This window comes from Streptococcus macacae NCTC 11558, assembly GCF_000187995.2.
Classification (GTDB): domain Bacteria; phylum Bacillota; class Bacilli; order Lactobacillales; family Streptococcaceae; genus Streptococcus; species Streptococcus macacae.
The window spans coordinates 1,095,685-1,111,664 of record NZ_AEUW02000001.1 but is presented as its reverse complement, the minus strand read 5'-3'; the positions used below and the strand labels follow the sequence as shown (position 1 = coordinate 1,111,664).

Genomic DNA, 15,980 nt, shown 5'->3' with positions numbered 1-15,980 from the left:
AAGATAGGAAAGAGATAATGGAGATTGGAAAAAAGTTAAAAGGAGCACGCCATGCATGCGGATTAACACAAGAAAATGTTGCAGAAAAATTAAATGTATCTAGACAGACAATCTCTAATTGGGAAAATGAGAAGTTTTATCCTGATATTTTATACATTTTGCAATTAAGCGATTTGTATCAGGTTAGTTTAGATGAGTTGCTGAAAGGAGATAAGAACATGATTCAACACTTAGAAGATTCGACAAATATCGTTAAGAGCAATCGGAAAATTTTACTTGCCTTTTTATGTAATATCTGTCTTTTGTCCCTATCACTCCAATTTCCAAAAGTTATCTCTTAACTCTATTAGCGATAGCTTTGGTTATGAGCACCACAGGTTATATATTGGTGCAAATTATTCGTAAAATATAGGAGGTTTCATCATGATGACTTGGTATATGCTTACTTTGATTTTTTTGCTCGTTGTGACAGAAGGGTTGATGCTGTATCAATTGTTCAAATTGGTTGAACTAGATGCTGCAGCTCGTGGGATGAAACATCCTAGGTTCTGGGCTTTCTTTACAGCTGGAGGACAACATGGAGAGGGTTTGCCGACCTATCTGTTAATGCGAAATAAAGCTATTGTCTCCATGACTGCAGAAGAAAAAGAAGTTTTCCAAATTAGGAAAAGACGAGTTTTGTATTTGTTAGTTTTAACGTTTATTTTAGGAATCTTCCTGATCAGTACTTTTATTGTCAATTTTTAAAGACTAAATCACTGAAATTAAAAGATAAGAATCGCCCTTAGGAGTGATTCTTATCTTTTTTAGATTATTGAAAAAATGAGTTAAATCCGCTATAATAGGTAGGTTGAAAGAGTAGAGGAAATTCCGATATAATCAGAGTTTTCACAGAAATAGAAAGTATAAGCAAAAAAGAAAAAGAGGACCTGATGACAATTCAAGATGAAATAAAAAAACGCCGAACTTTTGCCATTATTTCTCACCCGGATGCCGGTAAGACAACGATTACAGAGCAGTTGCTTTATTTTGGAGGTGAAATCCGCGAAGCTGGTACAGTAAAAGGAAAGAAAACAGGCCAGTTTGCTAAATCTGACTGGATGGATATTGAGAAACAGCGGGGTATCTCAGTAACTTCATCGGTTATGCAGTTTGACTATTTGGGTAAGCGTATTAATATCTTAGATACGCCAGGCCATGAGGACTTTTCTGAAGATACCTACCGTACGCTTATGGCAGTAGATGCTGCAGTTATGGTGGTGGACTCTGCTAAAGGGATTGAAGCCCAGACTAAAAAACTTTTTGAAGTTGTCAAACATCGCGGCATTCCAGTTTTCACTTTTATTAATAAATTAGACCGTGATGGCCGCGAACCGCTTGACCTTCTAGAAGAGCTGGAAGAAGTACTTGGAATTGCAAGCTATCCGATGAATTGGCCTATTGGGATGGGGAGATCTTTTGAAGGTCTCTATGATTTGTACAACAAGCGGCTTGAGCTTTATAAAGGTGAGGAACGTTTTGCTTCTCTTGAAAATGGATCCGAGCTTTTTTCAAATAATCCTTTTTATAAGCAAGCATTAGAAGATGTGGAATTACTGCAGGAAGCAGGCAATGAATTTTCAGAAACAGCTGTTTTAAAGGGAGAATTGACTCCTGTCTTTTTTGGTTCTGCTTTAACAAACTTTGGCGTTCAAACTTTTCTCGATTTATTTTTACAATTTGCGCCTGAACCTCACGGGCATAAGAGAACAGATGGCGAAATTGTTGAGCCTCTCAATAAGGATTTTTCAGGTTTTGTTTTTAAAATTCAAGCTAATATGGATCCACGTCACCGTGATCGGATTGCCTTTGTACGTATTGTATCAGGAGAATTCGAAAAGGGGATGTCGGTTAATCTGACTAGGACTGGCAAGAAAGCAAAATTATCCAATGTGACCCAGTTTATGGCTGAAAGCCGTGAAAATGTTGCTAATGCTGTGGCAGGGGATATTATCGGTGTTTACGATACAGGAACTTATCAAGTCGGAGATACTTTAACGGTTGGCAAAAACAAATTTGAATTTGAACCTTTGCCAACCTTTACCCCAGAACTTTTTATGAAGGTTTCTGCTAAAAATGTTATGAAACAAAAGTCCTTTCATAAAGGAATTGAACAGCTTGTACAAGAAGGTGCTATCCAGCTCTATACCAATTATCAAACGGGCGAATACATGCTGGGTGCTGTTGGGCAGCTCCAGTTTGAAGTCTTTAAATATCGTATGGAAGGCGAGTATAATGCAGAGGTTGTCATGACACCTATGGGTAAAAAAACAGTTCGCTGGATTAAAGAAGATGAGCTGGATGAGCGCATGTCTTCCAGCAGAAATATTTTGGCTAAAGATCGTTTTAATAACCCCGTTTTCCTTTTTGAAAATGATTTTGCCCTTCGCTGGTTTGTAGATAAATACCCTGATATAGCATTAGAAGAAAAAATGTAAAAAATGCTTGTTTAATTGTTAAGCTAGCGCAAACTTACCATAAAGCTTTAGAATTTTTCTTTTTTACAATAAATTTCATAAATAGAAATGGGGGAAACCGTGACTACCTAAAAAACGGTTTTTCCTCATTTTCTCTTTTCAGGGTTTGGCTAGAAAGTCCATTTTTCCTAATTACTGCAATCTTAATATTTGAACGGATACTTCTAATTTTAAATGAGGCTGGTCTTTTGACCAGCTTCATCTTTATTGTCAAACCTTTAGCAATATCTATAAGCATCAAAGTTAAACCAGCTTATCACATGAGCATAGAGAATTTTGCAGAAATTTTAATAAAAATAATCAGAAAAATTACTTTTTGTATTGATTTATATTTCTATAGTGTTACAATAAAAGTGTGATAAGTCTAGCAAATATGAAATAAAAAACAATACTGACTTATTGTCATTACTCTATATCAACAACTATTATGACTTAAAATTTTTAAAGAAAACCATTGGTTTAGTCAGAGCTATTAGATCTGTTATGGCTATAACTGCTTTATCATTTTAAAAAATGTCATAATAATTTTTGAAAAGGCTTACAATTTAATTAGAAAGAGGCTTATAGCATGAAAAAGAATTTTTATAACCATCAAGAACAACGGTTTTCCATTCGTAAGTACACATTTGGAGCGGCCTCAGTTCTTATCGGCTGTGTTCTATTTTTAGGTGTTCAAAATGCAGCAGCTGATGATCAGTTAGCACAAGTATCTTCAGAAGGAAATATTTCTGTTCAACCAACCGAACAGAAGAATGCAGAAAGCCCGACTGATCAGAAAACAAAGGAAGGGTCAGCTGTTACAATTGATTCTGCTGCTCAGTCTGCTGTTGTTAAAGAAGAAAATATGAGCAATAATGCATTAAAGCCTGCTTCTTCAGAAACTTTAACTGCTAAAACAGCAGCAGAGTATGCTGAAGCTAAGACCAGCCATAATGTTGCTAAAAATCCTACAAAAGAAAAAACAAATTTGGCTTTGGCTGATGTGAAGGAGGCTTCAAATACTGCTAAAGATAAAACGGTTAAAACAGCTCAAAATGTCCAGCTGCAAGCCAAGAAGGCCCAAGTTCAGCTGAAGAAACAAACTGTTCAAAAAAGTCCGGCACAGCCTTCGTTAGCACCTCGGGGAAATTATGTTTTCAAAAAACGGACAGCTGTTAAGAATGAGCCAAAAGAATCTAGTCCTAATCAATTTTTCTTTGATGCAGGACAAAAAGTTTATTATGATAAGCTTCTTGAGAATGATGGCTACCAATGGCTTAGTTATATTTCCTATAGCGGAGTTCGCCGCTATGCTCCAATTTTTGCTACAAAAACAACTTCAGCAGCTGCAAATAAAGAGATTAAAAATAGCCTATCTTCACAAGGGACTTATCACTTTACGAAACAGACAGATGTTAAAAATGAACCCAAAGTATCTAGTCCAACACAGTTCTCTTTTTATAAAGGAGATCAAGTTTATTATGATAAGGTTTTAAATGCAGACAATCATCAATGGCTTAGTTACATTTCATACAGCGGTATTCGCCGTTATGTTTTAATTGGAGAATCGGCTGCACCGGCAAAACCTTCTGCTATTAAAGTCAGCGGAAAGATCACTATTCAAAATAAGAGCAGTCAACAATTTGATGTTGTGATTTCTGAAGTTTCCAGCAATCAGGGTTTAAGGACTGTTCTAGTTCCAGTTTGGTCAGAAGAAAATGGTCAAGATGATCTCATTTGGTACCGTGCTAATAAGCAAAAAGACAATCATTATAAGGTAACAGTTAAGATAAAAGATCATAAGAATAGTACTGGCCAGTATAATATTCATCTCTATTATTTGCTTGGCAATGGTCAGCAAGTAGGCGTTGGAGCTAGGTCAACTACAGTGGAAGCACCTAAAAAGGATAATAGAGCTAGACTAAACCTTCCTGCACGAGGAAGTTATACCTTTACTAAAGAAGTTAGTGTTAAAAATGAACCTAAAATGTCAAGTGCAACTCAGTTTACATTCAAATCTGGCGAAAGAATCAATTATGATAAGGTTCTTGAGAATGATGGCTACCAATGGATTAGTTATATTTCCTATAGCGGTATACGCCGTTATATACCGCTGCTTTCTGCTTCTGCCCCTAAACCAAGAAAACAAAGTCAATCATTATCACCAACTATTAACTTGCCTTTACAAGGAACCTATCGTTTTACAAAACGTGTCGGTGTTAAAAATGAAGCAAAAGCAGGCAGTCCAGATCTATTCTCCTTTAATAAAGGAGACAGTGTCTATTATGATAAAGTGCTAAAAACAGATGGTCACCAATGGATTAGCTATATCTCTTATAGCGGCATCCGGCGTTATATCATAATTGCTTAAAAAAAGAGGAATGCTCTGTTTGAGATAAGCAGATAAAAGTAGCCGCTAATCTCTTGTCTAAATAGGCAGTCTGATTAGAACGAATGATTTATTTTATCATTCGTTCTAATTTTTGGTCTAAAAACTGATCTTTTTATTTTTCAAGCAATAAATTTGACAATTCAAATAAATAAGTTTACAATTTGATTAATTATTGTTACAAAAAAATAATTGAAGATTGAATATCATTTTGATTTGGAGGATTCATGAAAGTCAAAAAAACTTACGGTTTTCGTAAAAGTAAGGTTAGTAAAACACTTTGCGGTGCTGTTCTAGGGACAGTAGCAGCAGTTTCTATGGCAGGACAAAATGTTTTTGCTGATGAAACGACTACGACTAGTGATGTTGATACTAAAGTGGTTGGAAGCCAAACCGGAAATCCAGCAACCAATCTGCCAGAAGCTCAAGGAAATGCAAGTAATGAAGCAGAACAGAGTCAAAAACAAGCTGGAGAGTCAAATGGTTCAATATCAGTAGATGTACCTAAAACTGATATTAATCAAGCAGTATCAGATGCTCAAGCTGCTGGTGTCAATGTTGTTCAAGATGAAACTGTTGACAAAGGTACGGTACAAACAGCTCAAGAGGCTGACCAAAAAGAAACTGAAATTAAAGAAAATTATAATAAGCAAGCTGAAGACATTAAAAAGACAACAGAGCAATATAAGTCAGATGTAGCTGCTCATGAAGCAGAAGTTTCTAAGATTAATGCTGAAAATCAAGCTACTAAAGAACAATATGATAAAGATATGGCAGCTCATAAAGCGGAAGTAGATCGTATTAATGCTGCTAATGCTGCGGCAAAAACGGATTATGAAGCTAAGCTAGCACAATATCAAAAAGATTTAGGAGCTGTGCAAAAAACGAATTCCGATAATCAAGCAGCCTACAAAGCAGCACTTGCAGCCTATCAAGCAGAATTAGAACGTGTTCAAAAGGCTAATGCACAAGCAAAAGCTGCCTACGATGCTGCTGTAGCTGCTAATAACGCTAAAAATGCAGAATTAGCTGCTGCTAATGAAGAAATTAGAAAACGCAATGCCGCTGCTAAGGCTGAATATGAAGCTAAAATGGCTCAATATGAAGCAGATTTGGCTGCAGTGAAAAAAGCCAATGCAGATAATGAAGCAGATTATCAAACCAAATTAGCCGCCTATCAAGCAGAATTAGAACGTGTTCAAAAAGATAATGCACAAGCAAAAGCTGCCTATGAAAAAGCAGTAGCAGAAAATACAGCGACTAATGCAGCGATTACAGCTGAAAATGAAGCCATCAAACAGCGCAATGCGGCAGCAAAAGCGAACTATGAAGCTGCGCTTAAGCAATATGAAACAGATTTAGCTGCAGTGAAAAAAGCCAATGCAGATAATGAAGCAGATTATCAAACCAAATTAGCCGCCTATCAAGCAGAATTAGAACGTGTTCAAAAAGCTAATGCACAAGCAAAAGCTGCCTATGAAAAAGCAGTAGCAGAAAATACAGCGGCCAATGCCGCGATTACAGCTGAAAATGAAGCCATCAAACAGCGCAATGCGGCAGCAAAAGCAGATTATGAAGCTAAACTTGCTAAATATCAAACTGATCTTGCCAAGTATCAAAAAGATGTAGCCGAATATCCAAGCAAGCTCAAAGCCTATGAAGATGAGCAGGCAGCTATTAAGGCAGCGCTAGCTGAACTAGAAAAACATAAAAATGAAGATGGGAACTTAACTGAACCTTCTGCTCAAAGCTTGGTCTACGATCTTGAACCAAATGCGAATTTATCTTTGACAACAAATGGTAAATTTCTTAAAGCTTCTGCTGTGGATGATGCTTTTAAGCAAGATACAGCTCAATATAGTAAAAAGAACCTCCAATTAGATAACCTTAATGTTAAATACCTAGAAAATGCAAATGCGACTACATCATCTATGGAGTTATATGGGAATATAGGTGATAAATCAGATTGGACAACAAATGTAGGCAATAAAACAGAAGTAAAATGGGGTTCTGTACTATTAGAACGCGGTCAAAGTGCTACGGCAACCTATACCAATCTTCAAAATTCCTACTATAATGGTAAAAAGATTTCTAAAATTGTTTACAAGTATACAGTAGATCCTGAATCAAAATTTAAGGGTAAAAAGGTTTGGTTAGGTATTTTTACTGATCCAACTCTCGGGGTCTTCGCATCTGCTTATACAGGCCAAGATGAAAAAGATACCTCTATCTTTATTAAAAATGAGTTCACTTTTTATGATGAAGAGGGAAATCCGATCAACTTTGATAATGCCTTGCTATCAGTGGCTTCTCTTAATCGTGAAAACAATTCTATTGAGATGGCCAAAGATTATACGGGTAAATTTGTTAAAATTTCAGGGTCATCCATTGGTGAGAAAAATGGCATGATTTATGCAACGGATACCCTAAACTTTAAACAGGGTGAAGGTGGTTCCCGTTGGACTATGTATAAGAATAGTCAACCGGGTTCTGGCTGGGATACTTCAGATGCGCCTAACTCTTGGTATGGTGCAGGTGCTATTAAGATGTCTGGCCCTAATAATAGTATTACAATAGGAGCAACCTCCGCAACAAATGTAATGCCTATTTCTGAAATGCCAGTTGTTCCTGGAAAAGATAATACGGCAGGTAAAAAACCAAATATTTGGTATTCCCTCAATGGTAAGATTCGTGCGGTTAATGTTCCTAAGGTGACAAAAGAAAAACCAACACCACCGGTGGAACCAACAGCTCCAACTCAACCAACTTATGAGAGCGAAAAACCATTAGAGCCGGCTCCTGTTGCGCCAAGCTATGAGGCAGAGCCGACACCTCCGACCAGAACACCGAATCAGGAAGAGCCCAATAAGCCGACAGAGCCGACTTATGAGAGCGAAAAACCATTAGAGCCGGCTCCTGTTGCGCCAAGCTATGAGGCAGAGCCGACACCTCCGACCAGAACACCGAATCAGGAAGAGCCCAATAAGCCGACAGAGCCGACTTATGAGAGCGAAAAACCATTAGAGCCGGCTCCTGTTGCGCCAAGCTATGAAGCAGAGCCAACACCGCCTACACCAACACCAGATCAACCAGAACCAGACAAGCCTGTTGAACCAACTTATGAGGTGTTACCAACGCCGCCAGCAGATCCTGTCTATAAGAAGACGCCTCCGGCTCCAGCTGTACCAACTGTTCACTTCCATTACTTTAAGTTAGCCGTACAGCCACAAGTAAATAAAGAAATCAAAAATAATAATGATGCGAATATTGATAAAACGCTGGTAGCTAAACAGTCTATCGTTAAGTTTCAGTTGAAGACGGCTGATCTACCAGCTGGACGTGATGAGACGACTTCCTTTGTTTTGGTAGATCCATTACCATCTGGTTATCAATTTAATCTTGAAAAAACAAAAGAGGCAAGTCCTGGCTTTGATGTTAGCTATGATTCAGCGACAAATACAGTTACCTTCAAAGCAAATGCACAAACTTTAGCTGCTTTTAATGCTGATCTGACCAAGTCAGTGGCAACGGTTTATCCGACCATAGTAGGACAAGTCCTTAATGATGGTGCAACTTATAAGAATAACTTCACGCTGACAGTCAATGATGCTTACGGTATTAAGTCCAATATTGTTCGGGTGACAACTCCTGGTAAACCAAATGATCCGGATAATCCAAATAACAACTACATCAAACCAAGCAAAGTAAACAAGAACAAAAACGGCGTGGTTATTGATGGTAAGACTGTTCTTGCAGGATCAACTAATTATTATGAGCTGACTTGGGATTTGGATCAATATAAGAATGATCGTTCCTCAGCCGATACTATCCAAAAAGGATTTTACTATGTTGATGATTATCCAGAAGAAGCACTTGATTTGCGTCAGGATTTAGTTAAAATAACGGATGCCAGCGGCAATGAGGTTACTGGTATTAGTGTAGCTCATTATACTAGTCTTGAAGCTGCTCCTCAAAAAATTAGAGAAGTTCTTTCTAAAGCAGGGATTAAACCTAAAGGTGCTTTCCAAATCTTTTCTGCAGATGAACCACGGGTTTTCTACGATACCTATGTCAGAAATGGGATTAGTATAAAGATTGTCTCTCCAATGGTTGTTAAAGCACAAATGGGTCAAACAGGCGGCAGTTATAAAAACCGAGCTTATCAAATTGACTTTGGTAATGGTTATGCCACAGATATTGTCACCAATAATGTTCCTAAGATTGATCCTAAAAAGGATGTTACTTTAACACTTGATCCTGCTGATACAAACAATGTTGATGGTCAAAGTATCCCGCTAAATACAGTCTTTAATTACCGTTTGATTGGCGGTGTTATTCCAGCAGCTCATTCAGAAGAACTTTTTGAATACAACTTCTATGATAATTATGATCAAACTGGAGATCAATACACTGGACAATATAAGGTTTTTGCCAAGGTGAATATCACGCTTAAAAATGGAAGGACCATCCAGTCTGGTACTGATCTGACTCAGTATACACAAGCTGAAGTTGATAGTGCTAGAGGTATGATCACTATTAAATTCAAAGAAGACTTCCTGCGCTCTGTTTCAGTTGATTCAGCTTTCCAAGCTGAAAGCTATATCCAAATGAAACGGATTGCAGTCGGTACTTTTGAAAATACCTATATTAATACTGTCAACGGTGTTGCCTATAGCTCTAACACAGTGAAAACGACAACACCTGAGCCTCAAAAACCAGAGGATCCTCAAGATCCTGATCCTACAGATCCGCAAGATCCATTCACACCACGGGCTTCAACTGTTGTCAGCTATAAGCCTCATTTAACTGCTTATCAACCTAGTTCTGTTCAAAAAACACTGCCAAATACAGGTGTAACAGATAATGCTTATATGCCTTTACTAGGTTTGGTTAGCTTGGTTGCCGGATTTAGCTTACTAGGTTTAAAAGGTAAAAAGAATTAAAGATACAATTACAGTCTGAGGTTATTAGTGCCTCAGGCTTTTTACATAAACTATAGCCATTGTAGGAATTTTTAATTTTGCTGTATTTAAAATTTTTCTCTTCTAGCTCAGATAAATACTTGAAAAGAATTTAAATAAGCCTGATTTTGTGCTGTTATGAGGATGCCGTTAAAGAATTTAACTGAATTTTTAACTATCTTTCTTAATAATAAAATGATATAATAATTTAGTTACACATTACTTACATTTGATAAGGCAGCTTCGTACTGCCTTTTAGAAAGAGAAACCATTGAAATTTACAGAATTAAATTTAGCAGAAGATATTCTTTCGGCCGTTGAAAAAGCAGGCTTTGTAGAGCCCTCACCTATTCAAGAATTAACAATTCCTCTTGCACTTGAAGGAAGAGATGTAATTGGCCAGGCACAAACTGGAACGGGGAAAACAGCAGCTTTTGGCCTGCCAACCTTAAATAAGATTGACGTTACAAATGACAAGGTTCAAGCCCTTGTCATTGCACCTACACGAGAATTAGCCGTTCAAAGTCAAGAAGAACTCTTTCGGTTCGGACGCGGAAAAAAGATTAAAGTTCGCTCTGTTTATGGCGGATCAAGTATTGAAAAACAAATTAAAGCACTGAAATCTGGTGCGCATATCGTTGTTGGAACACCAGGGCGCCTGCTGGATCTGATTAAACGCAAGGCGCTGAAACTAAATCATGTTGAAACGCTTATTTTAGATGAAGCCGATGAGATGCTTAATATGGGCTTTTTAGAGGATATTGAAGCTATTATTTCACATGTCCCTGAATCTCGTCAGACCTTGCTTTTTTCTGCTACTATGCCAGATGCCATCAAGCGTATTGGTGTCAAATTTATGAAAGATCCTGAACATGTTAAGATTGCAGCCAAAGAATTGACGACTGATTTGGTAGATCAATACTATGTCCGTGTTAAAGAAAATGAAAAATTTGATACGATGACTCGCTTAATAGATGTGGAGCAGCCTGAACTTTCTATTGTTTTTGGCCGTACTAAACGTCGTGTTGATGAATTAACGCGTGGTTTAAAATTACGCGGTTACCGTGCAGAAGGTATTCATGGCGATCTTGATCAAGGGAAACGTCTGCGTGTTTTGCGTGATTTTAAGAATGACAACCTTGATATTTTGGTTGCTACAGACGTAGCGGCACGCGGACTGGATATCTCAGGAGTTACTCAGGTTTATAACTATGATATTCCTCAAGATCCTGAAAGTTATGTTCACCGTATTGGCCGTACGGGCCGTGCTGGTAAGCATGGACAATCCATTACTTTTGTAGCGCCTAATGAAATGGGCTATCTGCAAATTATTGAGAATTTGACCAAAAAGCGCATGAAGGGATTGAAGCCTGCGACGGCACAAGAAGCTTTTCAAGCGACTAAAAAAGTTGCCCTTAAAAAAATTGAACGTGACTTTGAAGATGAAAAAGTTCGGGCTAACTTTAACAAATTCACTGCGGATGCTCAAAAATTAGCTGCTGAATTTTCACCAGAAGAATTGGCACAATATATCTTAAGCCTAACTGTCCAAGATCCAGAAATGTTGCCAAAAGTGGAAATTGCTAGGGAAAAACCGCTGCCTTTTAAATTCTTTGGGGGTAAAAACAATAAAGGAAATAACCGCCGCCGTGCTAATCGCAAGGGCGGACGAGATAGCCGCCGCAATAAACGTGACAATAACCGAGAATTTAAACGAATATCCAATAAAAACCGCAAAGATTTTGAAAATAAAGGCAATAAACGCCCTCACCGCACATCAAGCGAAAAGAAAAATGGCTTTACCATTCGTAATAAAGGGGATAGATAACCAGTCAAGCTCTCTTGAAAGATGTATTTCAAAAGAGCTTTTTGAGGCTTTCCACATGGAGACGATCTGAAATAGCTTTATAAGCTATTTCAGATTTTGAAATTTTCCATATCTAGGCTCAAGATACAAAGAGTATCCGCGGATAAAGACAAATAGAGAATAGGACGCAGAACCTGCAACGTTTTTTGACATTTTATTTGAGAATTTGTGCAGTGACTGGTCCAATTGGTTGGGGACTTGGTGCTGCTTATCTACTTACATCTGCTGCTGCAGGAGGGATGATAGGTTACGGTGCAGCAACATTAGATTAAAATGATTTGAATTATAATATTTTCAATTGTTTGAGGTATTGATAATGACAAAAAAAAGCTCGTTTATTTTTTGTTCATCTCTAAATGTTATCACTAATTTATTGATGATTTGGCCCTTCAATAATGGGGAGGGAATATTTTCTAATCTATTTTTGATTATTGTTACCTTAATGCTACTTCCTGGGTTTTTACGAACAGTTGACAATCAAATGACTTCTCTGATTAGGATTGAATCCTCGTTATTGATCATACTGACAGTAGTTTCAATTATGCAGTTACTATATAGGGTTGATGCTATATCTGGAACATTTGCTAGTACAGCAGCACTCATAGCTTTTGGTTTAATAACAGTATTGCTGGTGGCTGGTATTGTCAGATGGATAAAGATGGATAAAAATCATTGATTTATATCTCAGATTGAAGACAGAGTCTTCTTTTGAGGCTTTCCTTGGGTGATACGGACGGCAGTAGCCTCCTTTGGAACTTGCTTTGCTTGCGTAAATAAGAGAAATTAAATTGACAGAGTTAAAACATTTTGACGTTGAAAAAATAGCTTGTCTTCAGTCTGTTATATCTTCTTTTTCTTTCTTAACTATCTCAACTCCATATCTATCCATGAACCGTAACGTATAGGTAAGGCTTGAATTATTCACACCATACATCTGACTAATCTGAGGCCAAGATGTCCTATTTTTTAGATCATATCATATATAGTTAGTTTATCTTCATAAGTTTATTTCAGCAAAAAACACCCCAATCGTTAGATTTTTGTCTAACTTTTGGGGTGTTTTTCTTTTGAAATTTTTGCTCTTAAGATGTGTCATAAGAAAGTGTAAACTTAAACTAGTGACAGTGCTAAATTGGACTTTTAGTTCATTTCTGTAAAGCCAAGGGATTTTTAAAATGAAACCACACTAGCTCAGCTCTTCATTGTTTCTTGTACCTTGTTTGTCTATAGAGCTTTTTGAAAATATTATTTTTAAGGTATAGCTAAACTGTGTTTAATCACTTAGAATTAATGGAGAAATTGAATAAGAATGCCGCCGCAAATAAGGACTATAGCACCGCCAAGGCGGTTAGCCATTTGCGCAAAAGCAATCATTTCCATGCGATTGGCGGCAGATAAAACAGCAATGTTGCCGGTACCGCCCATTGAGTTATTGATCATACCGGCACAAATAGCTGTTTCAAGAGGATACAGTCCTAATAATTTTCCTAAAACAGCACTTGCAAGTCCCATGGAAACAACAGATGTTAAACTAAGAAGGACAAACTGCCAGGTCATGGCATGAGCAAGTGAAGATAAGTCAATCATGGATAAACCAATTCCTGCTAAGACAGCATGGGTTAGGTTGATCATAATAACTTGGTTAAACATAATAACGGCTTCTTCAAGCGCTTTTGGGACAGTATTTGTTGCTTTTAAGATAAAGACAATAATAATCATAAAAGCATAACTATGTACTTTGGGGATAAAGGAGTTGAAGATAACACCAATCAGAAAGAGCATAAAAGCAAACATTAAACCAAGACCAATTTTGGCAGCATCCAATTCAATCTTAGGTTTTTTAAGTTCATCTTTGCTGACTGGAATTAAGACGCCATGTCCATTGTATTTTGTTTTTGCAAAGGCTTTAGCTATAAAAATGGCACCTATAATAGCAAATATATTTCCAAGAGTAGTGGCAGGAGCTAATTGAGAAAGGATATGCTGCTGGCTGCTATGCAAACCATTGGCATAAATTGTTGAAAGCGGGACAATACCGGCTCCCATACCTCCGGCCATTTGTGCCATAGAAATATACATAACAGAGTGTCCGAAGCCTTGGCCTAAAATAGCTCCCATACCGCCAACTGCAAAGAAACCAATGATCATTGATATTAAAGCTACAGGAATAAAGCGAGCGGAAGCTTTTACTAAAAGATTGCGATTCATACCGAGAATAGATCCGCAAATAAGAGCTGCGATATAAAAATCAAGAAAGCCCCATTTATTCATGAATGTAGCTGTTGCAGCAACAATTTCTTTGGGAATTATTCCAGTGGAAGCAAGGATTGCTGCGGCCAAGAGACAAAAGACAGAGCCTCCCCCAAGATAGGAATTAAAAATAGGAAGTTTTTCCCCGATAAAGTAGAAAAGGTGGCCAAGAATCACAAGAAGAAAGGTAATTCCTACCATGTTCAGAGGCAGTTTACCTATCCAGACTGTGATAGCTAACACGATAACAAATGCAGTATATAAAGGTAAACTGACTCCTGAAATTTTAATATCGTTTCGTTTTTTCATTTTGTAAGGTCAGTCCTTTCTCAGTATTTAGGATACCATTTCAGATCACGAACAGCTTTTGCCATATCTTTTTCTTCAGCTTGTGCTAATCCTTGTTCCTGAGCTTTTTTGGCAACAGCTTCAGCGACTTTGATAGAGACTTCAGCGACGTATTGGAATGGAGGAAGAACTGGTGCGCCTGCTTGACCTGGATCTACTAGACCGCTGAGCGAGTGAGCGGCAGCGCCAATCATTTCATCTGTTAGGAGTTTGGCTTCTGAAGCTAGCATACCAAGTCCAAGTCCTGGATAGATCAAAGCGTTATTGGCTTGGCCAATTTGATAATCAACTCCTTTGTAAGGAACAGTTCCTGAAGGAACACCAGTAGCAACGAAAGCTTTTCCGTCTGACCATTGGATGACCTGCTCAGCAGTAGCTTCTAACTTTTTAGTTGGGTTAGAAATAGGAAAAATAATAGGACGTTCAGTATTATGACACATTGCTTCAACAACTTCTTGTGTGAATGAGCCAGCATCAGTTGAAGTACCAACTAAAATCGTTGGTTTTACTGCTTTAATGACATCAAGCAAATTTGTCATGTCAGAAGCATGAGCGAAATCAGAACGTTTTTTAGCAAATGGTTTTTGTTCTGGTGTCAGGTCATCCATGTCATCAAAAAGAAGGCCTTGTTTATCAATCATATAAAAATGTTTGTAGGCTTCCTTTGCTGACAGCCCTTCGCTAACCATTTCAGCGTGGACACGAGAAGCGATACCAGCACCAGCTGAACCACCGCCATAGCAAAGGTATATTTGATCCGTTAATTTTTCACCAGTTATATCAAGAGCACCGAAAATTCCTCCTAGGACAACAATACCTGTTCCTTGAATATCATCATTAAAGGTTGGAATTTTATCTTTATATTTGTTCAAAATAGTAGCAGCATTTGCTCGGCCGAAGTCCTCCCAGTGGAGATAAAGTTTAGGGAAAAGCTTTTCAGCTGTTTGAACAAATTGATCAATAAAGTCATAGTACTGATGGCCGCGGATACGCTCATGCCGGTTACCAATATACATAGGGTTTTCTAAAAGTTCTTTGCGGTTAGTGCCGGCATCAATAACCAGAGGCATAACTGAGGAGGGATCAATACCAGCAGCTGCTGTGTAAATCATCAGTTTGCCAACAGAAATATCAACACCTTGAACACCCCAATCCCCAATGCCAAGGATACCTTCACCATCAGTGACAACAATAAGGCGAATATCACGATTGCCAGCAGCATTCTTTAAAATAGTTTCAATATTTTCTGGATGATTAATATCAAGGTAGGCAGCGTACTGAGGGTCGATAAACAATTCGCTGTACTTTTCTATCGTTTCAGCAATAGTTGGGTCATAAACAATTGGATTAAACTCTACGATATGCTGATTGAAAAGATAATAGAAAAGGGTACGATTTGTATTAAAAATTTCCATCAAAAACAAACGTTTTTCAAGATCAGATGTTTTTTGAAGATATTGTTTATAGCTTTGTTGAGCTTGTTCTTCGATCGTTTGAATATGAGGAGGTAAAAGTCCCATCAGGTTTAGTTCTTGTCGTTCTTGCATTGTAAAGGCTGTCCCCTTATTTAAAAAAGGATCATTTAAAACATTGTGTGCTTTCATTCTATTAGTCTCCTATAACTATTTTTTAATAAGATCATTCTTACAAAATTCATTATAGACGTGTAG

8 protein-coding genes and 2 pseudogenes are annotated in these 15,980 nt (G+C 37.7%); 8 read left to right on the top strand and 2 right to left on the bottom strand.

Going from position 1 to position 15,980, the window contains the following annotated elements; all coding sequences use genetic code 11:
* The first annotated feature begins 17 nt into the window (after positions 1-17).
* The 8 genes and pseudogenes from STRMA_RS05245 to STRMA_RS05210 all read left to right on the top strand — a co-directional run bounded on the left by STRMA_RS05245 (position 18) and on the right by STRMA_RS05210 (position 12,388).
* Positions 18-412 (top strand): annotated as a pseudogene (locus STRMA_RS05245) (helix-turn-helix transcriptional regulator).
* Positions 413-426: 14 nt separating this feature from the next.
* Entirely contained in the window at positions 427-747 is a 321-nt protein-coding gene (locus STRMA_RS05240; RefSeq protein WP_040841804.1) for a hypothetical protein, read from the top strand.
* A gap of 185 nt (positions 748-932) precedes the next feature.
* On the top strand, positions 933-2,477 hold the full coding sequence (locus STRMA_RS05235; protein ID WP_003081974.1) for a peptide chain release factor 3: 1,545 nt from the start codon (positions 933-935) through the stop codon (positions 2,475-2,477).
* Between the two features lie 607 nt (positions 2,478-3,084).
* Entirely contained in the window at positions 3,085-4,866 is a 1,782-nt protein-coding gene (locus STRMA_RS05230; RefSeq protein WP_003082415.1) for an SH3 domain-containing protein, read from the top strand.
* A gap of 245 nt (positions 4,867-5,111) precedes the next feature.
* Entirely contained in the window at positions 5,112-9,827 is a 4,716-nt protein-coding gene (locus STRMA_RS05225; protein WP_003079727.1) for an antigen I/II family LPXTG-anchored adhesin, read from the top strand.
* Between the two features lie 289 nt (positions 9,828-10,116).
* The gene (locus STRMA_RS05220) at positions 10,117-11,673 is read left to right on the top strand and encodes a DEAD/DEAH box helicase (RefSeq protein ID WP_003081032.1); all 1,557 of its coding nucleotides are present in this window, start codon (positions 10,117-10,119) and stop codon (positions 11,671-11,673) included.
* 203 nt (positions 11,674-11,876) lie between these two features.
* Positions 11,877-11,984 (top strand): annotated as a pseudogene (locus STRMA_RS09645) (bacteriocin-type signal sequence); the annotation flags it as partial.
* A 44-nt stretch (positions 11,985-12,028) separates the two neighbouring features.
* A complete protein-coding gene (locus STRMA_RS05210; RefSeq protein WP_040841579.1) occupies positions 12,029-12,388 on the top strand; it encodes a hypothetical protein in 360 nt (119 codons plus the stop codon).
* 611 nt (positions 12,389-12,999) lie between these two features.
* Here the strand turns inward: STRMA_RS05210 and STRMA_RS05205 are convergent.
* Positions 13,000-14,271 (bottom strand): 2-hydroxycarboxylate transporter family protein, encoded by a 1,272-nt coding sequence (locus tag STRMA_RS05205; RefSeq protein WP_003082387.1) that lies wholly within the window; start codon positions 14,269-14,271, stop codon positions 13,000-13,002.
* Between the two features lie 20 nt (positions 14,272-14,291).
* Entirely contained in the window at positions 14,292-15,914 is a 1,623-nt protein-coding gene (locus STRMA_RS05200) for a malolactic enzyme (protein WP_003080023.1), read from the bottom strand.
* Between the last annotated feature and the right edge of the window lie 66 nt (positions 15,915-15,980).

Coding starts and splice junctions, on each gene's coding strand:
- STRMA_RS05200 (WP_003080023.1), bottom strand. CDS start 15,914: ATGAAAGCACACAATGTTTTAAATGATCCTTTTTTAAATAAGGGGACA.
- STRMA_RS05230 (WP_003082415.1), top strand. CDS start 3,085: ATGAAAAAGAATTTTTATAACCATCAAGAACAACGGTTTTCCATTCGT.
- STRMA_RS05225 (WP_003079727.1), top strand. CDS start 5,112: ATGAAAGTCAAAAAAACTTACGGTTTTCGTAAAAGTAAGGTTAGTAAA.
- STRMA_RS05210 (WP_040841579.1), top strand. CDS start 12,029: ATGACAAAAAAAAGCTCGTTTATTTTTTGTTCATCTCTAAATGTTATC.
- STRMA_RS05205 (WP_003082387.1), bottom strand. CDS start 14,271: ATGAAAAAACGAAACGATATTAAAATTTCAGGAGTCAGTTTACCTTTA.
- STRMA_RS05240 (WP_040841804.1), top strand. CDS start 427: ATGACTTGGTATATGCTTACTTTGATTTTTTTGCTCGTTGTGACAGAA.
- STRMA_RS05235 (WP_003081974.1), top strand. CDS start 933: ATGACAATTCAAGATGAAATAAAAAAACGCCGAACTTTTGCCATTATT.